The organism is Lactococcus sp. SK2-659 (assembly GCF_020218185.2).
GTDB lineage: Bacteria > Bacillota > Bacilli > Lactobacillales > Streptococcaceae > Lactococcus > Lactococcus lactis.
Genome location: NZ_JAIWQZ020000002.1, coordinates 193082 through 215784, shown reverse-complemented (window position 1 = coordinate 215784; position 22703 = coordinate 193082). Strand labels below are relative to the sequence as shown.

20 protein-coding genes and 2 tRNA genes are annotated in these 22703 nt (G+C 35.8%); 7 read left to right on the top strand and 15 right to left on the bottom strand.

The features are described 5' to 3' along the window. Positions 1 to 103: 103 nt before the first annotated feature. The 4 genes from jag to LDP15_RS08185 all read right to left on the bottom strand — a co-directional run bounded on the left by jag (position 104) and on the right by LDP15_RS08185 (position 2993). Positions 104 to 1018, bottom strand: coding sequence for an RNA-binding cell elongation regulator Jag/EloR (gene jag, locus LDP15_RS08200; protein WP_003131817.1), 915 nt, complete (start codon positions 1016 to 1018; stop codon positions 104 to 106). Positions 1019 to 1106: 88 nt separating this feature from the next. Continuing rightward, positions 1107 to 1916 carry a YidC/Oxa1 family membrane protein insertase gene (locus LDP15_RS08195; protein WP_010905140.1) on the bottom strand — a complete coding sequence of 270 codons (810 nt, stop codon included), beginning with the start codon at positions 1914 to 1916 and terminating at the stop codon, positions 1107 to 1109. After that, positions 1913 to 2281, bottom strand: coding sequence for a ribonuclease P protein component (gene rnpA / locus LDP15_RS08190; RefSeq protein WP_003131815.1), 369 nt, complete (start codon positions 2279 to 2281; stop codon positions 1913 to 1915). Before rnpA ends, LDP15_RS08195 begins: the two co-directional genes overlap by 4 nt. A 136-nt stretch (positions 2282 to 2417) precedes the next feature. Continuing rightward, on the bottom strand, positions 2418 to 2993 hold the full coding sequence (locus tag LDP15_RS08185) for a TetR/AcrR family transcriptional regulator (RefSeq protein ID WP_003131814.1): 576 nt from the start codon (positions 2991 to 2993) through the stop codon (positions 2418 to 2420). A 195-nt stretch (positions 2994 to 3188) separates the two neighbouring features. On the opposite strand from LDP15_RS08185, the gene LDP15_RS08180 reads away from it, so the two are divergent. Continuing rightward, on the top strand, positions 3189 to 4385 hold the full coding sequence (locus LDP15_RS08180) for a multidrug efflux MFS transporter (RefSeq protein WP_012896978.1): 1197 nt from the start codon (positions 3189 to 3191) through the stop codon (positions 4383 to 4385). A gap of 15 nt (positions 4386 to 4400) precedes the next feature. Here LDP15_RS08180 and argH read toward each other — a convergent pair whose 3' ends face one another. Together argH and LDP15_RS08170 are read right to left on the bottom strand one after the other, a co-directional pair. Further along, positions 4401 to 5780, bottom strand: coding sequence for an argininosuccinate lyase (gene argH / locus LDP15_RS08175; RefSeq protein WP_015425653.1), 1380 nt, complete (start codon positions 5778 to 5780; stop codon positions 4401 to 4403). Between the two features lie 30 nt (positions 5781 to 5810). Then, positions 5811 to 7004, bottom strand: a complete 1194-nt coding sequence (locus LDP15_RS08170) for an argininosuccinate synthase (protein WP_042229982.1) — start codon at positions 7002 to 7004, stop codon at positions 5811 to 5813. Positions 7005 to 7163: 159 nt separating this feature from the next. On the opposite strand from LDP15_RS08170, the gene LDP15_RS08165 reads away from it, so the two are divergent. Then, positions 7164 to 7250: transfer RNA gene (locus LDP15_RS08165), tRNA-Ser, on the top strand. Positions 7251 to 7408: 158 nt separating this feature from the next. On the opposite strand, the gene LDP15_RS08160 is transcribed toward LDP15_RS08165, so the two are convergent. The 5 genes from LDP15_RS08160 to LDP15_RS08140 form a co-directional block, all read right to left on the bottom strand. Next, complete coding sequence (locus tag LDP15_RS08160; RefSeq protein ID WP_015425651.1) at positions 7409 to 8653, bottom strand: hypothetical protein; 1245 nt, start codon at positions 8651 to 8653, stop codon at positions 7409 to 7411. After that, complete coding sequence (locus tag LDP15_RS08155) at positions 8650 to 9621, bottom strand: glycosyltransferase family 2 protein (RefSeq protein ID WP_015425650.1); 972 nt, start codon at positions 9619 to 9621, stop codon at positions 8650 to 8652. The genes LDP15_RS08160 and LDP15_RS08155 overlap by 4 nt, the downstream gene beginning before the upstream one ends. A 277-nt stretch (positions 9622 to 9898) precedes the next feature. Further along, complete coding sequence (locus tag LDP15_RS08150) at positions 9899 to 11062, bottom strand: MFS transporter (RefSeq protein WP_014570341.1); 1164 nt, start codon at positions 11060 to 11062, stop codon at positions 9899 to 9901. Positions 11063 to 11183: 121 nt separating this feature from the next. After that, positions 11184 to 11504: a SugE family quaternary ammonium compound efflux SMR transporter gene (locus LDP15_RS08145; RefSeq protein ID WP_021723289.1), complete on the bottom strand. Its 321-nt coding sequence runs from the start codon at positions 11502 to 11504 to the stop codon at positions 11184 to 11186. 155 nt (positions 11505 to 11659) lie between these two features. Next, positions 11660 to 13033 (bottom strand): hypothetical protein, encoded by a 1374-nt coding sequence (locus tag LDP15_RS08140; protein ID WP_225513356.1) that lies wholly within the window; start codon positions 13031 to 13033, stop codon positions 11660 to 11662. Between the two features lie 173 nt (positions 13034 to 13206). Between LDP15_RS08140 and LDP15_RS08135 the strand changes: the two genes are divergently transcribed. The 3 genes from LDP15_RS08135 (at position 13207) to LDP15_RS08125 (ending at position 14829) form a co-directional block, all read left to right on the top strand. After that, positions 13207 to 14142 (top strand): alpha/beta hydrolase, encoded by a 936-nt coding sequence (locus LDP15_RS08135; RefSeq protein WP_010905132.1) that lies wholly within the window; start codon positions 13207 to 13209, stop codon positions 14140 to 14142. A gap of 84 nt (positions 14143 to 14226) precedes the next feature. Beyond that, positions 14227 to 14312 (top strand) — tRNA-Leu (locus tag LDP15_RS08130). A gap of 217 nt (positions 14313 to 14529) precedes the next feature. Next, positions 14530 to 14829, top strand: coding sequence for a YbaB/EbfC family nucleoid-associated protein (locus LDP15_RS08125; protein ID WP_010905131.1), 300 nt, complete (start codon positions 14530 to 14532; stop codon positions 14827 to 14829). A 511-nt stretch (positions 14830 to 15340) separates the two neighbouring features. Here LDP15_RS08125 and ptsP read toward each other — a convergent pair. From ptsP to secA, 4 genes are all read right to left on the bottom strand, one after another. Beyond that, positions 15341 to 17068 (bottom strand): phosphoenolpyruvate--protein phosphotransferase, encoded by a 1728-nt coding sequence (gene ptsP, locus LDP15_RS08120; protein ID WP_010905129.1) that lies wholly within the window; start codon positions 17066 to 17068, stop codon positions 15341 to 15343. Between the two features lie 2 nt (positions 17069 to 17070). Then, positions 17071 to 17337 carry a phosphocarrier protein HPr gene (locus tag LDP15_RS08115; RefSeq protein WP_003132292.1) on the bottom strand — a complete coding sequence of 89 codons (267 nt, stop codon included), beginning with the start codon at positions 17335 to 17337 and terminating at the stop codon, positions 17071 to 17073. Positions 17338 to 17587: 250 nt separating this feature from the next. After that, on the bottom strand, positions 17588 to 18625 hold the full coding sequence (locus LDP15_RS08110) for a 3-deoxy-7-phosphoheptulonate synthase (protein WP_015425647.1): 1038 nt from the start codon (positions 18623 to 18625) through the stop codon (positions 17588 to 17590). 129 nt (positions 18626 to 18754) lie between these two features. Beyond that, positions 18755 to 21352 carry a preprotein translocase subunit SecA gene (secA, locus tag LDP15_RS08105; protein ID WP_015425646.1) on the bottom strand — a complete coding sequence of 866 codons (2598 nt, stop codon included), beginning with the start codon at positions 21350 to 21352 and terminating at the stop codon, positions 18755 to 18757. Between the two features lie 172 nt (positions 21353 to 21524). Between secA and LDP15_RS08100 the strand changes: the two genes are divergently transcribed. Next, positions 21525 to 22169, top strand: coding sequence for an NAD(P)H-dependent oxidoreductase (locus LDP15_RS08100; RefSeq protein ID WP_015425645.1), 645 nt, complete (start codon positions 21525 to 21527; stop codon positions 22167 to 22169). 34 nt (positions 22170 to 22203) lie between these two features. Continuing rightward, positions 22204 to 22695 carry a MarR family transcriptional regulator gene (locus tag LDP15_RS08095; RefSeq protein ID WP_015425644.1) on the top strand — a complete coding sequence of 164 codons (492 nt, stop codon included), beginning with the start codon at positions 22204 to 22206 and terminating at the stop codon, positions 22693 to 22695. The last annotated feature ends 8 nt before the right edge of the window (positions 22696 to 22703 follow it).

The window sequence follows — 22703 nt, the reverse complement described above, 5'->3', positions numbered from 1 at the left end:
TTTGGTTGAAAGTAGCTCCACCTTTTCGGTGTTCCTTTCATCTTTTTACTGCTATTAAAAGCATACCTTACAATTCTACACTATGAAAGGTCTTTTGTCAAGGCTAAATCTCTTTAGCCACAACAATATAGCGATTATATTCCTGTCCTTCTGAATGACTTGATACACCATTTTCCTGACCAATAATAGTGTGAACAATTTTACGTTCATTAGACTGTAAATCATTAATATAAACAGTTTCACCGCCACGCGCACGTTCAGCTGCACGATGAGCAAGACTTACGATATAAGCTTTGCGTTTTTCATGATAATCACCCACATTAACAGCAATATTCATTCGTGTATTCAAAATACTATTAGCGTAAGCTTTTGCTAAAATTTGCAAACTTTGTAAAATTTTACCATGTTTACCAATAAGCAAAGCATCATGATTAGAAGTCAAATTGAAAACTGTTAAATTTCCGTCACGAGAAACTGAAACACGCGTTGCAATTCCCATTTCTTGTGTAATAGTTGTTAAATAGCTTGAAATTTTTGAAGCAATTTTTTCATCTTCGTTTGAAACTTCTTTCTTCGCTTCAACTTCTTCTTTAACAGCAGAAACCACATCAGAGAGGTCTGCTGTTCCTTGACGATTTTGAACAACCGTCTTTTTAGCCACTTCAATAATCGCATTACGCTCTTCTTCAGTGATTTCACCATTTTGTTCTCTCTCAGCCGCACGGACAGCTTTAACCACTTGGCTTAATTCAAGTGTTGCTTCCATAGCAGATTGTGACTTAGGCACACCAAGATTAATTGTATCATCCACACCACGTTCTGCTAAATGGTCAGCTTTACGCACTGTTTCTTCATGGATTGGCTCAATATTAACCCGAGCCCGTTTCTTTCCAAATCCTAAGAAACCCTTTTTTTCTTTTTGTTCAATATGAATATGAACATTTTCACGCTTAACATTTAAGCGATTTAAGCCACGTTCGATTGCATCTTCGACCGTTTCACCAGTAAAAATAGCCATAATAAAACTACTCCTGTCATATGATAAAGCCTATTGACAATTTCTAGCACAACTTCCAAATTAAAATAAAAACTGCCAATGGTATTTTTTATTTTTTTCTTGCTTTCTTCAATGCTTTTTCGCGAGCTTTAATTTTATCTTTTTCGACCTGTACCTTAGCTTCACGCGCCGCAATAATTTTGTATGGATTTGCCAACAACATTGTTTGGAATACTTGGAAAGCATTAGAGATTACCCAGTAGAGTGCAATCCCAGCAGCAAAGTTAACCCCCATAATCAAGATGAAAATAGGCATAATATAAGTCATTGAAGTTGTCATTGCATTTCTTTCTGGAGCAGATTTCATCATCAAGTATGAACTCAAGAAAGTAAAGACCGCAGCCAATATAGGTAAAATAAAAGTAGGGTCTTTAGCACCAATTTCAAACCATAGGAAAGTTCCGTGTTTCAAAAAGTCCACACGAGACAAGGCTTGATAAAGTGCCCATAGCACTGGCATTTGAACAACTAGTGGTAAACAACCCATGTAAGGGTTGACTTTATTTTCTGCATAAAGTTTTTGAATTTCCTCGTTCATCAAACGACGAGATTCCATATCTTTGCTTGGGTATTTAGCCTGAATTTTTTTGATTTCTGGCTGAATTTCTTGCATACGTTGGCTAGATTTGATTTGGATATTCATCAAGGGAAGCAATGCTGCCCGAATAACAATCGTGAATAAAATAATACCAACTCCGGTCAAACCACCAAATGACAAGAAACGAATAACCTGTGCAAAGCCATATACAATTTGGTCCCAAAGGTTGGTTGAACTACTTGTCACAGCTGTTGTTCCACAAGCTGTAAGCAACAAAAGAGCTGCCCCTGCCATTGCGATCAAACTAAATTTCTTTTTCAATCGTTTTCTCCATCCACATAGATTTTTGACAACTTCAAAACGTGTTTTAGATTTTTCTTTACTTCCTCAAAACTGAGTGTTTCAACACCCGAACGTGCAATAATTACAAAATCTTCATCTGTCAAATAAGGCTTAAATTCAGCAATGGCATGGCGTAAAAGACGTTTAATTCGATTACGTAAAACCGCATGACCAAGCTTTTTGCTTACTGATAGACCTACACGAAAATGAGGTTGATTTGTGTTTAATTTATAGACCACAAATTTTTTATTGGCAAAGCTATGTTTCGCTGAAAAAATTTGGTCAAAATCCTTTGAGCGTTTAACGCGATATGTTTTTTTTATAGCCAAGCCACTCTCTCCCATTTTAGAAATTATCGTATTAATTTTATCATAAACTTGCTAAAAAGTCACTATATCACTTGAAAACGTTCTATATAGAACGAAGGGATTAACAGTTACATTTAGCATTTAAAAATACCATGTATTTAACAAGGTATTTTTAAATATTTTCTGGATTATCTAGACGACTAAGCAGATGATCGACCATGTAAGTAAAGGATTCTTCTTTAGAAATTGATCCAGACTGACGGAAATATCCTAATTGTGTTAAAGTGATAAATCCATGAAGCGTTGAGCGAAACATCCGACTGATATGAAAATTTTCTTCTTCTGACAAATGAAAATTTTCCAAGCTTCGACGAACCAAACGAATATTTTCTTTTGCTAAATATTCAAGTTCCCCATTATTTGTTTGGTGTATTACATTAATCAGTTCATAAACTGCTTCATATTTTTCAGCGAATCTTTTATAACTCTCAGCATAAGCCCTAAGTGCTGCCAAAGGAGTTAGTCCCACCATTGCATGAGTTAGTTCATAGTTTAATTCTTTTTGGAGGTAGACTGCCGTTGCCACACGTACTTCTTCCATATTTTTAAAATGATTATAAAGTGACGGAGCTTTAATTCCAAAATACTCAGCTAAGCGCGGAAAACTAACATTAGAGAGACCAATTTTACCAGCTAGTTCAATAGTAGCTTGAACGATTTTATCACGAGTCAATGCAATCCTTGCCATAATTGGATTCCTTTCAATACTTTCGATGTCGAAAGTTTACTCGAAGTTTGAACTTTTATAGTCGATTCAAACTATCTTACTATCAGTATAAAACTATTCTCAATCTTTTTCAAGCAATGTTTCGTCATTGACAAACTACGAACAATAGTTTTATAATATTATTATGAATACATCAAAAAAGAAGGACATTCATTCATGAAAGAATCATGGCAACGAAATTTAATTGTCCTTTGGTTTGGGACATTTATGACGGGGATAGGTTCAAGCCTTATCGCCCCTTTTATATCACTTTACATCAGTACACTTGGCCATTACTCAAAAACGGAATTAAACATCTGGTCAGGCTTGGTCTTCTCATCCACTTTTATTGTTTTAGCAATCGTTTCTCCCCTTTGGGGAAGATTAGCTGACCAGAAAGGTCGGAAATTGATGCTCTTACGCGCTTCTCTTGGGATGGCAATTTCAATTTCATTAATGGCTTTTGTTACAGCTGCTTGGCAATTGCTTATTTTACGCATGCTACTTGGGGCCTTTTCCGGTTTTGTTTCTAATTCAATGGCCTTAATGGCCAGTTCTGCACCAAAGGAAAAATCAGGGGCCGTCTTATCGCTCCTTACAACAGGATCTGTTGCTGGAACTCTTATCGGTCCAATCATTGGCGGAATACTTGTTAATATAACTGGTTATCGTCGCGTTTTTAGCGTCACAGGAATCATTATGTTTCTCGTCTTTTTCCTTGCTTTATTTTTTGTCAAAGAAACATTTAAGCCCGTTGAGAAGAAAAACATGCTTTCCTATAAACAAGTTTGGGAAGTTGTTACCCACCCAGCCATTATTTGGGGCATGTTTTTTGCAACCCTCATTACTCAAATGACCAATCAATCGATTAATCCTGTTCTTTCACTCTATGTCCAAGAACTTATGCATGGTCAAGGAAACATTACTTTCATGGCCGGAATTGTCGCTGCTGCCCCAGGAATTGTTACATTAGTGGCTGCTCCATTCTTAGGCCGTCTAGGTGATAAAGTTGGTCAAAGAAAAATCCTTGGTTTTGGACTTTTCTTTTCACTAATCGTCTTCTCAATCACAGCAATGACAACTAATGTTTGGTTTTTAATTGTTATGCGACTACTTGTCGGAGTTTCTGATGCGGCAATTCTCCCTTCAGTTCAAGCCATCCTAGCAAAAGAGTCTCCTCAAGCTATTACTGGTCGAATTTTCTCTTATAATCAATCTGCTCAATCAATTGGTGCTTTTGCAGGTCCCTTACTTGGTTCAGCTATTGCTGGATTTATTGACTATCGTTATGTCTTTGTGGGTTCAGCAATTCTGGTTGTCTTTAACTTAATAAACTACTTTACACATACTAAATCACTTGCTGTAAAAAACTAATTATAAAAAAGAACTTCAAATTTGAAGTTCTTTTTTTGCTTCTTCTATTTGTTTTTTAACCGATTCAAATCCTGTACCACCTAGAGAATTTCTTCTTGAAACTGCCGTTCTTGATTTTAAAATTTCATAAACATCTTCATTGATTAATGGAGATAGCATTTGATAATCTTGTAGATTTACATCTTGGAGGTAAATTCCTTTTTTTATACAATCTAATACTAAGAGACCAACTAATTCATGAGCTTTTCTAAAAGGAAGGCCTTTTGCTGCAAGGTAATCGGCCAACTCTGTCGCATTAGAAAAATCTTGTTCAGTTGATTTCTCCATGTTTACACGGTTTACAGTTAAAGTTGACAACATCCCATTCATAACTGTTAAAGAAGTTATTATAGTATCAGCACTATCAAACATTCCTTCTTTATCTTCTTGCAAATCTTTGTTATAAGCTAAAGGTAAACCTTTCATCACAGTCAATAAAGCTGTAAGATTTCCATAAACGCGGCCTGTTTTCCCTCTGATTAATTCTGCAATATCTGGATTCTTCTTCTGTGGCATAATAGAAGAACCCGTAGAATATGCATCAGACAGACTGACAAATTTGAATTCATGACTAGACCATAGTAAAAGCTCCTCACAAAATCTTGATAAGTGCATCATCAACAAACTTGCATTTGATAGAAATTCTAAAATAAAGTCACGGTCACTGACCGCATCCATTGAATTATCATAAGCCTTCTCAAAACCAAGTAATTTTGTCGTCAACATTCTATCAATCGGAAACGTTGTCCCAGCTAGAGCTGCAGCTCCTAAAGGATTCATATCTGTATGCTTAACATTAAATTCAAAACGTTCAAAATCACGTGTCAGCATTTGATAATAAGCCATTAGATGTTGACCAAAGGAAATCGGTTGTGCATGTTGTAAATGAGTATAACCAGGCATAATAGTGTCAATTTGGTTTACAGCGAGCTCTACAATTGTTTCTCTTAACCCTTTTAAAGCTTCTAAAACGGCCTCTAAGATACTTTTGAGGTATAAATGCATATCTGTTGCCACTTGATCATTTCTAGAGCGAGCCGTATGCAATTTACCAGCTAGTGGACCAATTTCTTGATGAAGATAAGATTCCATATTCATATGAATATCTTCATTTTCCATCTTGAATTCAATTTGGCCATTAAGAAGCTTTTCTTCTACTTTTTTCAGACCTTCGGCAATTTTTTGGGATTCCTCGGTAGTAATAATTCCTGTTTCACCCAACATCTTTACATGAGCTAATGAGCCTTTTAAATCAAAAGGAGCAAGTCGTTGCTCAAATTTAATTGATGCTCCAAATTCTTCCGTTTGTTTATCTAGTGACGCCTCAAAACGTCCTCCCCAAAGTTTTTCTACCATTCTCTTACTTTCCAAATTTTCCTATAGCTATTATTTGAGATTTACTTGAGCATTGACTTGAGTAGGTAGACCCCACAATTTAATAAATCCAACTGCCGCTGCTTGGTCAAACTCATCTGCAGCAGTATATGTTGCTAATTTTTCGCTGTAAAGCGAATTAGTTGATTTACGTCCCATCGGTGTTGCTAAACCTTTATATAATTTAATTTTTACAATCCCGTTAACTACTTTTTGAGTTTCATCAAGATAAGCAATCAAAGCCTTAGTAGCAGGATTGAACCACAAACCATTGTAAATCAAGTTTGCTAATTCATTTTCAAGAACTGGTTTAAAATGTGCAAGTTCTCGAACGAAAGTTAAATCTTCCAAATCTTTATGTGCTTTTAATAAAGTAATGGCAGCAGGACATTCATAAAATTCACGTGATTTAATCCCAACCAGACGATTTTCAATATGGTCAATCCGACCAATTCCATGTTTTCCTGCAATAATATTCACTTCTTTAATGATTTCATGCAATTCTAAGCTTTTTCCATTTAAGGCGATTGGTAATCCTTCTTTAAACTCAACCTCGATAAATTCAGCTTCGTTTGGAGCGTCCTCTACAGAATTAGTCATAAAGAAAGCATCCTCTGGACAAGTATTCCAAGGATTTTCAAGAACACCAGCTTCAATCGCACGTCCCCATAAATTCATATCAATTGAGTAGGGATTATCTAAATCAGCAGGAATAGGAACACCATTTTGATTGGCGTATTCGATCTCTTCTTCACGAGCCCAATGCCACTCACGAACTGGAGCAATGACTTCAAGCTCAGGCGCAAGAGAATGGATGGCTACTTCAAAACGCACTTGGTCATTTCCTTTTCCTGTACAACCATGAGCAATAGCCGTTGCCCCTTTTTCTTTGGCAACTTCTACTAATTTTTGAGCAATCAAAGGACGACTCAAAGCGGATACTAAAGGATATTTATTTTCATACATTAAATTTCCTTTGAGTGCTGCTCCAACAAATATTTTAGCGAATTCTTCCTTGCAGTCCAAAACAACAGATTCCACCGCCCCTACTTGAAGCGCCTTATCATGAATAAAATTCAAGTCTTTTCCTTCACCAACGTCCATGCAGGCAGCAATGACGTCAAATCCTTTATCAGTCAACCATTTTACAGCAACACTTGTATCCAATCCACCCGAATATGCCAAGACAATTTTTTTGTTTCCCATCATTTTTCTTCTTTCAAATTAATATAAATGCAATTGTACAGCATATTTATTCATTTGTCAACATTTTTGTATAAATATGCGCTTTATTTTCGTTCTAGCAATTTCATATTATTTCAAGAAGAGGATCAACTGTGATATAATTAATTTAGATAAAGGACTGGAGCCATGGCAGAGTGGTAATGCAGCGGACTCGAAATCCGTCGAACCGTGTAAAGCGGCGCAGGGGTTCAAATCCCCTTGACTCCTTTTATAAATGGATTTTTCTACCCTATTTGAAAAAATTATAAAAAATCCAGTGACCAATACGCTTACTCCTTTTCCTCCTGACTGTATAAGATTACATCAGGAGGTTTTTTATTCATTTTTATAAAAAAGATTCAACTCATTAATAAGTTGAATCTTTTTTATTTGGATATTTCCTCAACAGGATTTAGACTGTCTTTACTTTTATTAAATCCAATTATATCGTCTGCTAAAATAGCACAATTAAAGATTATTACAAAATATAAAAATAACAGTGGCCGGTCTGATGACGCTAATAGTGTCGGTGATAAACTAATAGCCATTCCCGCCGAAAAGGTGACAGCTAAAGAACCAATAGCTACGAAACTTTTCTTTGATTTACCATCCAATAAGATAATAACAAAGACAATCATAGCCAGCATTATCATAAAAATAACACTCGGTCCTAGCAACTTGCCAGTTATATTATAATTAAACTTCTTTTCCGATGAATGGTGCACAATTACACTAAGTGGATCTGAAATTAATTTTTGTGAGATTTTGGATAACATTATAAGCACAGCAGATAGTATTACGGACAATATCTGTCTTTTCTGAACTGCTCTCAATAATAACAATAGAAATAAAATCTCTATAAAGTTATGACTAACAATCAAATTTGAAGCGATATTGTTGAATTGAATTAGTAACTTATCAAAAAATGATAAATGGTTAAAAGTTGGAAACCAATGGACCATTTCTAAAGCTCCTCTTTTTTGATTTCCCGGGCATAGCAAGACATTTAAAATACTCAATAAAGAAACGAGAAGACAAACTATCCGATATGGGTTCAAAAATTCTTTTTTCTCAATAACAACTTGAATGATAAGATAGAGAAAAAGTACAATTGCCAATCCTTCATTAAATACTGATAGTATTAGAGAAAAAGTGGCGATAACAATCTTATAAATCGCAATTTTCTCTTCTGAATTTCTCTGACGGTCAATCATTAACCAGTATGCAAATAAGGCACTAGGCCAGACGTAATTCACAATTGTAGCAATTAGTCCTGCAGATTTAAGAGAGACCATTGGAAATAGTATTATAAAAACTAAAACAAGCACTAAATTACTTATAAATTTATTAAAAGAAATAAGTTGACTTATCGAATAAAATAACAGAAAGATAAAAACAATTGTTAGGATGAAAAAAATCAACAGATTTTTACTTGATAGAAGCACTGCTCCCTCAATCCAAAATCGAGAGGACCAAGTCTCATATCTGTCTATAGCAAAAGTAAGTGGCGAAGAATTAACTTTAGAGAACCACAAGGCATCTCCACCCAGCCAGTCAACTTGATTTGTTATAAAAAATAAAATGTAAAAAAGGACTATGAGCAGAAAGGGAAATTTTTCTTTTTTTATCACATTACTAACCTTTTACCTTTCTGATTGTTCAATGGTTCATCTTCGGACTTTATATTACTTTCTTTGATGATATAATTAGGACGTTTTTTTACTTCAATAAACGTTTTAGCTAGATATTTTCCGATGATTCCAGAGGCTAAAAGTTGCAATCCTCCCAACATTAGAACTAAGATAACAAGCGTTGGGAATCCTTGCACACTATCGCCCCAAACAAGTGTTTTTACTGTATAAAAAAGACTCAGAATGATTGATATAAAAAAACAAAGAATACCAACAAATGTCGCTATATTTAATGGTAACTCGGAAAAATTAACGAAACCATCAACAGAATACCGTAATAAACTCCAAAAAGACCATGAAGTTTGTCCTCTACTCCGTTCTCTATTCTCATATTCTAAATAAGTAACTTCATAACCCACCCAAGAAAACAAACCTTTGGAAAATCGATTACTTTCCTGAAGCTTTAAGATGCTATCTACCACTTGTCGAGTCATCAATCGATAATCACGCGCACCATCGACTATTTGTGTTTTAGAAATTTTATTTATTATTTTATAGAAAAGCTTTGCAAAGAAAGAGCGAATAGGAGGTTCTCCGGTTCGACTTGTTCGTCTTGTCCCCACAACATCATATCCTTCTTGCAACTTTTCAAACATTTCTGGAAGCATTTCTGGCGGGTCTTGTAAGTCTACATCCATAATCGTAACAAAGTCACCAACCGCTACTTCTAAACCTGCTAATAGAGCGGCTTCTTTACCAAAATTTCTCGAAAAGCTGATATATTGTATATCAGCTCTCTTTTCGGCTAGCTTTTTTATTATTTTTAATGTCTTATCAGTTGAACCGTCATTTACAAAATAAAAAATTTTTTCTAATGGTAAACTTTTGGTTTTTTCTTCCACTTCCTTTATGAATATTTCGATGCTTTCTTCTTCGTTATACACCGGAACTACAATTGATAACTTCATATTAAACTTTTCTCATTTTCTTAGATACTTAAGAATCCGTATTTCTTAATAGACAAAATAGAAATTTTTTTATCCATTTCTTTGCTTCTAGTATAGTTCATATATTGTTAAAAATCAACAAATTACTGTTATTTCTAGACAAACCTTAATACTATGTTTTGTAATACTTCATCCACTTTAATATTTACGAAATTTAATACTTTTTTAATTATTATTAATACATAAATATAAAAAAACCTACAGATTAGTGTAGGCTTTTTGAATAAAAAAATTATATTTAGATTTTACTGAAATTTTTTCTGTTTAAGAATAGTGATAAAAATCCGGTTCCCAGTAGAATAATCGCAGAGATATAATATGGAAATAAATGGTTAAGGTCAAACATATAACCCGCGGCCATTGGCCCTAAAATATTTCCAAAACTCGTAAAGGCTGAGTTCAAGCCATTGATTGCCCCTTGGCGATTGCCCGCATGCTTTGAAAGATAGGTTGTTACAGCCGGCCTAAATAAATCAAAGGCTAGAAAAACAACAAATGTAGAAAGAGCAACGACTAAATTTGATTTTGTAAAGGCAATAACAGCAATGAAAATTGCACTGGCAAAGAAAGTTAATTGAATCAAGCCAAGTTCACCAATTTTATTGACGATTGCATCAAATAAGAAAAGTTGGAAAAAGAGGGCTAAAATTCCACTCACTGTAATTACCAAAGCAATTTCACTCATACTAAAACCAAAGTTAATGCTTGCCATGATACTATAAATTGACTCAAAGGCCTGTAAACCAAATGATGAAATCAAAATTATAATAAAGAGTGAACCAAATAATGGATTTTTGAGAATATCAAGAAATGAAACTTTTTCGATTTCTTGATGACTTTCAATTGTGCGCTCTGGTTCTCTTAAAATTGTGATTGTTAAAATAAAACCAAGGAAAGCTAAAATTGCAGCAACATAAAAAGGAACACGTATTCCAAAATGGGCAATAAAACCACCCACTCCAGGACCAATAATAAAGCCACCACTGATTGCTGCTGAAACAAGTCCCATCGCTTTAGGACGTTCAGCAATTGTGGTCATATCAGCCACGTAAGCAGTAACTGAAGGCATGAGCATCGCAGCTGCGACACCCCCTAGCGCTCGCGAAATATAAAAGCCTGTTTTCGCTTGTGCTAAACCAAATAAAAGTTCAGAAAAAGAAAAAATAATCATTCCAATGGCAATGAGTTTTTTGCGCCCAATTTTATCAGATAAAGCACCAGCGACTGGTGAAGCAACCAATTGAGCAATTGCAAAAATAGAAATCATCATTCCCATTGTTGTTCCTGAAAAGTGCATTTGTTCTTTAAGGGTTGGCAAAACAGGAATAACTAAACCTGCACCCAAAAATACTAAAAACAGATTAGAAATTGCTAAATTCATCATGCTTTTTTTGTTTTTCATTTTTTCCTCCTCATTAAAAATAGCAAATAGATTATTCTATTGCTATTTCTTTTATTTTTTACCAATTCTCTTATTATATCATGAAATCTATATACTAAAAAATTAAAAGACTGTATCATCTTTAGTGACCGCTTGTTACTTTTATTCCAATAATACCCACGACTAAACAGGCAATGAAAAGCCAAGTTAATGGTGGGACTTTATCTTTGAATAGAATAAGTCCGATTAAGATTGAGCCAACGGCTCCAATCCCCGTCCAAATTGGATAAGCAATCCCTAAAGGTAATTTTTTTAGAGCTAGTGCAAGAAAACCAAAGCTAGCAATCATTCCGATGATTGTCAGTAGTGTAAACTTCAAATTTGAAAAGCCGTGGCTCAACTTCATTGTTGTTGCCCAAGCCACTTCAAATGTTCCCGCTATAAGTAAATAAATCCAAGTCATTTTTGCCTCCTCAGCTAAAAAAAGAACGACCATTTACATTTCTTCTCAGACCTACTGAAATGCAAACAATCGTTCATACGATTTAACTCCCGGTGGAGTATTTATTCTATTTTCTTCATTCTATCACACTTTTATTAAAAAAGCTAAATTTATTTTTAACGAATAGGTATTCCCGCTGGAATTTGAATTCCTCCTGTGGGTTGTTTAGCTCCTGGGAATGAATCCCAATCGTAACCTGCTGGCAAGCTAGAAGTCCCTTTTACAGTCACACGTGCTTGTGTTGGTATCATTTGACTTCCTGCTATACCATTTGATTGATGAATACTTGAATAATCCTTGGCTAGGATATTCCACCAATTAAGCGCACCATTTCCTGGGCTGTCTATCCAATTTTCATAACCCAAAGGTGCTCCTTCAGTTGTAATGTTAGTAAAGGCCGCGTTAATAGAGTCTCCACCAAAAGCAGTCGCTCCTTGGGCACTGAGCATATAAAGAGCATTGGTTTCTGTCAGACCAGTTCGATCACTATTTAATATCGCATTAGTTGTTGATTTTGTTTCCTTAAAGTTTACTTTTTGACTTCCCATCAACACCCCATTTGCAAAGAAAGCGACAAGTTGACGACTTTGATAGTAAGCTAAGCTGAGATGTACTGTTTTACCAATTGGTGCAGAACCATAAGCGACATACAAAGTATTCCCTCCTTCATGCACTCCTCCGTCTGCAACATTCTCTGATAGATACAGCCCTTTACCAGCCCATTGCCCATCATCCAAACCACTTTTAGCATCATACTGAATTCCAAATGAGACGTTGTCTCCACCCATGTCACCAATCATAAGTTTTCCATGATAACCTCGTCCTGAACCAGTTAGGTCTAAATCAGCATCTACTTTTAAAGTTACTGGTCCTAGTTTATTTACATCTGCTTCTTCCATGATATTATCACCAAAAACGGTATGTGCAATGCCTGGAATAGTATAGAAGCGAGAAACACCCGGTTTCCAAGATGGTTGTGGTTTGGGAGTTATCCAGGTTTCCGAAGTCCAAGCGACCGCTCCATATTCCCAACCAGATTTAAGAAGACTATTTTGTTCATTTGAATTTTTAGTAAAGTTATGTGAACCAGAGCTTGCATTTGGATTAAAAGCAACGTATACTGGAATATTCCCACCAGAATAGAAGACAGGTTGAGCATTATTATCCCATTTCCAGCCTTTTTTTACGAGTTGAGTAGCTTCATAATTACTTTTAGTATAATAGTGGTCTCCACCACGAGCATTGGGATTGAATACTCGGTAAATTGGAGTTGCAGATTTTTTAGGAGAAACCCAACCCACTCCTTCGTAAGACCAGCCTGATTTACTGACAGAATCACGCTCAAAAGCACTACTGGTATAAAAATGCTCGCCAGTGTTCTTATTGTATAAGCGATAAATTTCAGATTGTGTTGAATCAGCAGAGACTTTAACTCCACCAATCATCAAAATTGTCATAATGGTTAGAAATGACAGCAATACTTTTTTCATACTTTCCTTTTTACTCCTCACTTTTTAAAAACATTGAAATTTCTTTCACAAGAAATTCCTATTTAGTATAGTTTACCACAAAAAAGGGCATCAATCCATACAGCAAGCGGTTTGTATGACATTGCAGACATTATTTTTTGGTATTATTTTGAATTTCATGTATAATAAAATTTATGAAAAAATTTAGAAAAAAACAAATCTGGCGTGTGATAATTGGCCTTTTTGCTCTTCTTTTAGTTATTAATTTAGGAGCAACTTTATATTTTTATCAAATTGCCTGTGTTCGAAATAATCAACAGATTGGCCAGGTCAAAAGTAGCAGTCCTAATTATTCTTTGGTACAAAAATTCGATAAATTATCAAAAAGTACTGAGTCAATTAAAAATGATGGTCTGAAACTTGATGCATGGTATGTTCCAGCTGAGCACAAAACTAATAATACAGTAATCGTGGTACATGGTTTTCGCCAAGATAAGTCGGCTATGCGCCAGTATGGTCAACTTTTTCATGAATTAGGTTATAATGTGCTCATGCCAGATAATCGTGGGGCCGGTCAGTCAGAAGGCAAATTCATCACTTTTGGTTATCATGACAAATTTGATGTCATTGCTTGGGCTAACTATTTAACTGACAAGAATCCTGAGAGTCAAATCAGTCTTTATGGACTGTCCATGGGAGCTTCTACAGTAATGATGGCTTCCAGCGAAAAATCTTTGCCTTCGTCAGTAAAAAATATTATTGAAGATTGTGGATATACCAACGCTTGGGATGAAATTACTTATCAAGCAAAAGAAAGTTATAATATTCCACCTTTCCCACTCGTTTATAGTGTTTCTCTTGAAAGTAAATTGCGACAAGGTTGGTTTTTCCAAGAGGCTAGTGCTACAAAAGCACTGACAAAAGATAAACTTCCTATTCTATTGATTCATGGAAGTAATGATACTTATGTCCCTACTTCGATGGTTTACGAAAATTATAAAGCTGTCAAAAAAGGAACGCCAAAAGAATTATTGGTTATCAAAGGGGCTGCTCACGCCAAATCATTTGAAACAAATCCTGAACTTTACCGCCAAACAATTTCAAAATTTATGAAAGCTTATAATCCATAATTTACTATGAATCTTGTCAGTAAATTACGAGTTAATTCTTGACAGAGAACAATGAAAATGGTATTATATTTAGGTACTGTTTTCGCGGTGGTGGCGGAATTGGCAGACGCGCAGGATTAAGGATCCTGTCGGGAATTTTCTTGGTGCGGGTTCAAGTCCCGCCCACCGCACTAATAAAACTCAGCTAAGGCTGAGTTTTTTGTCTCATTTTTTACTGACAGAAATCTCCTCAAACCTTTCTACTTCTGTCAGTAAATAAAAAGTGACTTTACATAAGTTTCATTTGCCTCTCCTTTATTTTCCTATTTTTTTATTATCTTTTTTTATGGTAAAATAGAGAGGTGTTGAAAGGCTTTCAACAAAATTTCTAAAAGAGGTAATATTTCCATGATGAATATGCAATCAATGATGAAACAAGCACAAAAACTTCAAAAACAAATGCAAGTTTCACAAGAAGAAATTGCCAATACAACTTTTGTTGGTAAATCTGCTCAAGACCTTGTAACCGTTGAATTTTCCGGTGACCGCACTTTGAAATCTCTCGACATCAAACCTGATGTGATTGACCCTGAAGATCCTGAAACTTTACAAGATATGGTTACTGATGCTGTTAATGATGCGCTAAGCCAAATCGAAAAAGTTACTGAACAAAAACTTGGAAAATTCACTAAAGGATTACCATTTTAAGCATGTATGAGTTACTGACAGATTTTTTGTCAGTAACTTTTTTACTGCCCAAAAGGCAATGTTAGCAACCAAAAAGTTGTCACTGAAAGTAAAATACAATTCAATATCAGAATAATATATTTTTGTTTAGTCCAGTAAATAGAATTTGAGGTCATCACCCGTTGAATTAGATTGGGCAAGACCATCAAAATTGGTAGGGCAATAATATTAAAAACTGAACCGCTCGTTTGCTTACTCGTCAAAATAAGCCAGAAATTAATATTAATTTGGCTAGGTAAAATCAATATCAAAATGAGACTGTAACCTCCCTCTCCAACTAACCAGTAATCAAAAAAATTAATTTTGTCATTTCTCTCCACTTATCATTATTGTACGTTTTAACATTAAAATAATACAAAAAACTTATCCACGTGGATAAGTTTTTCTGTCAGTAAATTTGTTGTTGATAAATAGATTACATAAAATCCTGCCAGAACTGACAGGATTCATTTATTCAAATCAATTGAAAAGATTATTTAGTATATTCTTCAACGAGGGCAATAACTTCTTCCATTGTTGCACATTCGCTCAAAGCTTTGCTAGACAATTCTTCCATTTTCTTAGAATCCAAACGTTTCATAAGTGAACGAGTTTGGAGTACTGATGTTGCTGACATAGAGAATTCGTCAAGCCCCATACCCATAAGCAATGGTACAGCAGTTTGGTCGCCGGCCATTTCACCACACATACCAGCCCATTTACCTTCAGCGTGAGCTGCTTTGATTACATTGTTAATCAAACGAAGGATTGATGGATTGTAAGGTTGGTAAAGGTAAGAAACTTGTTCATTCATACGGTCTGCAGCCATTGTATATTGGATGAGGTCGTTTGTACCAATTGAGAAGAAATCAACTTCCTTAGCAAATTGGTCTGCAAGCATTGCTGCTGCTGGAATTTCAATCATGATACCTACTTCGATACCATCTGCAACTGGAACACCTTCAGCAATCAATTTTGCTTTTTCTTCGTCATAAATCTTCTTAGCTGCACGGAACTCAGTTACGAGAGCAACCATTGGGAACATGATACGAAGTTGTCCGTGTACAGAAGCACGCAAGAGTGCACGCAATTGTGTACGGAACATTCCGTCACCAGCTGTTGAAAGGCTGATACGAAGTGCACGCCATCCGAGGAATGGGTTCATTTCTTTAGGAAGGTCAAAGTAAGGCAATGTTTTGTCACCACCGATGTCCATTGTACGGACAACAACTGGTTTACCGTTCATTCCTTCAAGTACAGCTTTATATGCTTCGTATTGGTCATCTTCTGTAGGGAAATCTTGTGCATCCATGTACAAGAATTCTGTACGATAAAGACCAATTGCTTCAGCACCGTTATCGTTAACACCTTCAACGTCTTTAGGTGTTCCGATATTAGCAGCAAGCTCATAATGACGTCCGTCAGCTGTAACAGTTTCAGCGTCTTTAAGAGCAGCCCATTCTGCTTTTTGAGCAGCATAAGCTTCACCAGCTTTGTGGAATTCGCTTTGTTGTTCAGTAGATGGATCAAGAATTACTTCACCAGTCAATCCTGAAACAGCCAAAAGTTGACCTTCAGAAACAAGTTCAGTAATATTATTTGTTCCAAGAACAGCAGGAATTTCCAAAGTACGAGCCATAATTGCAGAGTGAGAAGTACGTCCACCAATGTTAGTAACAAAGGCTTTAACGAATTTCTTGTCCAATTGGGCTGTATCAGATGGTGTCAAGTCTTCTGCTACGATGATTACTTCTTCATCGATAAGCGCTGGACTTGGCAATTTAACACCAAGAAGGTGAGCCAAAACACGTTTTGTAACGTCTTTAATGTCAGCTGCACGTTCTTGCATATAAGCATTATCAGTCATTCCTTCAAAGATACCGATAAACATATCAGTTACTTCTTTGAGGGCTGATTCAGCGTTAACTTTTTTGTCGTTGATTACTGCTTTAATTTGAGCAGTCATATCTGGGTCAGCGAGGACCATCATATGAGCGTCAAATACAGATGCTGCTTCTTCACCAAGGGTTGTTACTGCTTTGTCCTTAATAAGTTGAAGCTCGCTTTGAGATGTAGCAAGTGCTGCATCAAGGCGAGCTTCTTCATTAGCTGTATCAGCAATTGTCTTTGTTTCGAAAGACAAATCTGGTTGGACAAGCAAGTATGCCTTAGCTACTGCTACACCTGATGATGCGGCGATACCTTTAAGCATAGTTGTCATGATTATTCTGCGAGTCCTTCTTTAGTCATTGTTTCAGCGATTGTTGAGATTGCATCGTCAGCATCTGCACCTTCAGCTGAAATAGTAACGTCAGCGCCTTGACCAACACCGAGTGACATAACACCCATGATTGATTTAAGGTTTACTGATTTACCTTTGTATTCCAAAGTGATTTCTGATGTGAATTTTGAAGCTGTTTGCACAAGCAATGTAGCTGGACGTGCATGGATACCAGTTTCTGCAACGATGTGGAATTCTTTAGATGCCATTTTTATGGTTCTCCTTAGATGTTTTTTCATTTTTATTGACGATATCTAAAATATCTATCACTCTTGAAATTGTACCACAAAACGAAAGGGTTTGCAATATCTGCTGTTAATTTTTCATTATTTTTTTCATGGCTGCTTTTGAATGGTTGCTAGACTTTGATTTCTTTTATCATCAAATAAGTATTTTTTATATTATTTTCCTGAAGAAAATGAGCTGAAAAAAAGCTGTCAGTTCTGACAGCTTTTATTTTTAGTTATTTTTGTTTTCAGCTTCGTAAATTTCTTGAACAAGTGCTTCTGTTTTATCCCAACCTAAACATGGGTCAGTAATTGATTTACCAAATACTTCTGGTTTATCTTGGCGACCATCTTCTAGGTAAGATTCAATCATGAAGCCACGAACATTTTGGCGAATTTTATCATCCCAGTCACGATTAACTAAGGTTTGACGAACAATACGGATTTGTTCCATAAATTTCTTACCAGAGTTATCATGGTTTGTATCAATGACAATAAAAGGATTTTTCAAGCCCATTTTTTCATAAATTTCAATTGTATCAAGCAAGTTATCAGTGTAGTAGTTTGGATGATATTTTCCATTTTCATCTTGTCCACCACGCAAAATCGCATGTGCTAAAGGATTTCCTGATGTTTGAACTTCTGCACGACCAAAGAGGAAATCTTGTGATTGTTGAGCGGCGTAAATTCCATTAAACATCACTTTCAAATTTCCTGATGTTGGATTTTTCAAACCAGTTGGCACATCAATCCCAGATGCAACAAAACGGTGTTGTTGATTTTCAACAGAACGTGCACCAATTGCATGGTAGCTGACCAAATCATCTACCATTGGAAGATTTTCTGGGTAAAGCATTTCATCAGCAGTTGTCAAACCAGTTTCAGTGATGACCTTGTAATGTAAGTCACGAACCATTTTGATTCCATTGATTAAATCGGTATGACCATCAGCATCTGGTTCGTGAATCAATCCTTTATAGCCATCGCCATTTGTACGGGGTTTTGCAGTATAGACACGCATGACCATAAAAATTTTATCTTTAACTGCTTCTTGAAGTTTAGCTAAACGGCGAGCATATTCTAAAACTGCTTCTTCATTGTCTGACGAACATGGCCCAATAATCAAGAGTAAACGGTCATCTTCACCTTTTATAATTGCTTCAAGTTCTTTATCTCGTTGCAATTTTTTTTCTTGTTGCGCACTGTTGAGATGTCCCAACATCTTAATCGCATCAATATTTATCTTAGGACTTATTTCTTTAAAACTCATTCCAATTCCTCGTATTTCGCTTTGTTATTTTATCTATTGTATCAAAAATTTATTTAATTCTATACTTATTTGCGTCCATTAGTGATAAAAAAATTTACTGACAGAGCTGTCAGTAAATTAATTGGCCTTTTAGGCAATATGTGTACGTCCGTGACAATTTTTAAACTTCTTACCAGAACCACAAGGACAAAGGTCGTTACGTCCAACATTTTCAAATGAAATTTCTTCACTGACAGAATGTTCAGTATCAACATTTGTAATATTTTCTTGTGAAGCTGTGGTTGTCATTCTTGGCGCTTCCTGACGGATTGCCGTTTGTGGTTGAATTTGAGCTTTCATCATCAAACGAGTCACTTCAAATTCAATCGCACCAATCATATTATTGTACATTTTATATGATTCTTCTTGATATTCAACAATAGGGTTATTTTGGGCATAACCACGAAGTCCTACTGATTGACGCATTTGGTCAAGCGCATCAATGTGTTCTGACCAGTTATTATCAACAACTCGTAAGATAACTGCACGTTGGAATTCCAACTGACGTTCTGGGTCAGATAATTTTTCCATTTGTGAAGCATAACGAGCTTTGACTTTATCAAAAATCAAATCTTTCATTGCTTGTACTGACAAGCCTGTCAGTTCAGACAATTCAATGCCATCTTCTGGCAACATTGTATTGTGTAATGTTTGCAAGAGATTTTTGACATTTTCTTCATCTTTAAGACTTCCTGCAAGTTCATGACCATCCACTTGACGATCAATTGTTCGCTTGAACATGCCCATCAAAACAGGAGTCATATCTTCTGTAGCCAAGATAACTTCCTGACGTTGCGCATAAATAACTTCACGTTGCTCACGGATGACATCATCATATTGCAAGACTTGTTTACGAGAATCGTAGTTATTTCCTTCGACACGTTTTTGTGAACTTTCAATCTGACGAGTAATCAAGCCAGATTTGATGACAGCATCTTCACCAGAAATACGCATTCTATCTAGGAAAGCTGAAACACGTTCCGAACCAAAACGTTTCATTAATTCATCTTCAAGAGAAAGATAGAATTGTGAAACCCCTGGGTCACCTTGACGTCCAGAACGACCACGTAATTGATTATCAATACGACGAGATTCATGACGCTCAGTACCAATAACAGCAAGACCTCGGAATTCAGGGTCTGCATGGTCAATTACACCAGGCCCAAGCTTGATATCAGTCCCACGACCGGCCATATTGGTCGCAATCGTTACTGCTCCTTGTTGACCCGCATTCATGATGATTTGTGCTTCACGGAAGTGGTTTTTTGCGTTCAAAACTTCATGAGGAATTTTTGCTTCAACCAATTTCTTAGAAATCAATTCGGAAGTTTCGACAGCAACAGTACCAATCAAAATTGGTTGACCTTCAGCATGACGACGTTTAATATCATCAATAACTGCTTTAAATTTAGCTTCCAAAGTTGGATAAAGTAAATCTGGATGGTCTAAACGTTGAACAGGACGGTTGGTTGGAATTGGTGTGATTTGAATGTTATAAATCTCACGGAATTCTTCTTCTTCGGTTTTAGCAGTACCTGTCATCCCTGACAGTTTTTTATACATCCGGAAGTAGTTTTGAATCGTAATTGAAGCCATTGTTTTTGATTCGTCTTGAATCGGCACAGCTTCTTTAGCTTCAATTGCTTGGTGAAGACCATCAGAATAACGACGTCCAGGCATCGTACGTCCAGTAAATTGGTCAATAATCAAAACTTCTTGGTTTTCATCAACCATATAGTCGATGTCGTGAAGCATGATAAAGTTGGCACGTAAAGCATTATCTACAAAGTGAGTTAAGGCAACATTTTCCATATCATAAAGATTTTCGATTTGGAAGAATTTTTCGGCCTTATCAATTCCTTCTTCAGTTAAGGAAATTGTTTTTGATTGTAAATCAATCTTGTAATCGTCGCCTTCTTCATATTCAGAAGTAGCAACATTCAAGTTTTGACCTTTTAATGTTTTAGTGAATTGGTCAGCACGATAGTAAAGTGCTGATGAACTTTCAGCTTGTCCAGAAATAATCAAAGGTGTTCTGGCTTCATCGACCAAGATTGAGTCAACTTCATCGACAAGTGCATAGTTCAATGGCTTTTGAACCATATCTTCGGCACGTGTCACCATGTTATCACGAAGATAATCAAAGCCAAGCTCAGCTGATGTTGAATAAGTGATGTCACAGTTGTAAGCTTCACGTTTTTCTTCTGGTGATTTTGAATTCAAGTTCAAACCAACAGTCAATCCAAGCCAGCTGTAAAGTTCACCCATTTCAGTCATATCACGTGTTGCCAAATATTCATTGACAGTAACAACGTGAACGCCTTTACCTGACAAAGCGTTAAGATAAACTGGCATTGTCGCAGTTAAAGTTTTACCTTCACCAGTACGCATTTCGGGAACGTCACCATTATGTAAGACAATCCCACCCATAATTTGAACGTGGAAAGGGTACAAACCAAGCACACGGCGGGCCGCTTCACGACAGACAGCAAATGCTTCATAGAGAAGATCATCAAGACTTTCTCCTTTTGCAATACGTGCTTTTAATTCGGGAGTTTTGGCTTTCAATTGCTCATCAGTCAAATGTTCCATTTCATCAGCGAAACTTTCAACTTGAAGCGCCATTCTATTGAGTTTTTTGAGCTCTTTTTTGTCGTTTTCGACAAGTTTTCTAATAATATTCGGCATAATTTCTCTTTCACAAAATAAGTGGATATTACCATTAATTGTAACACTTTTACATAGCTTTTACAAACTGAAATACCACAAATAATTCGAATTTAATTCGTTTTCATGTTGACAAGCAACAAAATTAAGTTTATAATGTTGCTTATCAACAAAAAGAAAGAAGAATAAAAAAATGACAACTTTACTTATAATTTTAGCTCACCCACATACTGACGACTTTAGCTGGTCTCTTGCTACAGTAGAAGAATTCAAAAAATCTTATCAAGAGTCTCATCCTTTAGATAAAATAATCATCCGTGATTTATTTTCAGAAAAGGTCCCAGCTCTTGATAATGAAACTTTTGCTGCTTGGAAACGTAATAAATATGCTCCTGATACACTGAGTGCTGATGATAAAAATTTACTACATCGACACGAAGAATATTTAGAAGAATTTCTATCAGCTGACAAATATGTTTTCGCCAACCCGATGTACAACGGCTTTGTCACTGCTGAATTGAAACAATATATTGATGTTATTGCTGTGCCTAGAAAACTTTTCCGTTATACTGAAAATGGTCCGATTGGCTTACTTGAAGGAAAAAAATCGCTTCACATTCAATCAGCCGGAGGATTTTATCATAATGAACAAGACCCAACACATATGGCTAACGATTTAGGTGCTGCTTATATTGACCAAACAATGAAAATGGTAGGAATTACTGACGAGAACCGTCAACAACTTTTCGTAGAAGGATATGCTCGCTACCCAGAACGTGCGGATGAATTAAAAGAAAAAGCATTTACCAGTGCAGAAAAATTTGGGAAAGACTTCTAATTCCCTTTTATTGTATAATGTAAGCATGGATAAGATGACCTCAGCAGACCTAAACCAACAAATTTCAAAAGAATTGCGTGAGTTACGACATGCAACTGACAATCGTTCTCAGGAAAGAAGCTGGATTTTAGCTCAATTAGATAATGATAAATTAGAAAAAGAAGTTTTGACTTTGTCAGTTGTTGCCCTTCACATTTTGTCAGCTTTGACCAAAGAAGATTTAACTGGTATTGAATTAGCCACAAAATTATCCGTCACTCGCGGCGGAGTGACTCGTGCTGTCCAAAATTTAATCAAATATCAGTTTTTAACTACTTATCAATCTGAAAGTGATAAAAAGAAAATTTTCTATCACCTGACAGTCAAAGGTCGAAAAGTAGCGACCATTCACGATAAAATGCATAAAATCATGGATATTAAACTTGGACAAATTTTCGATAAATATAATGAACAAGAAAAATCAATTATTTTGAGCTTTCTGTCTGATTTCAATCTGACAGAAGCAGGACTTTTTGATTCAGAATAAGTCAAAAA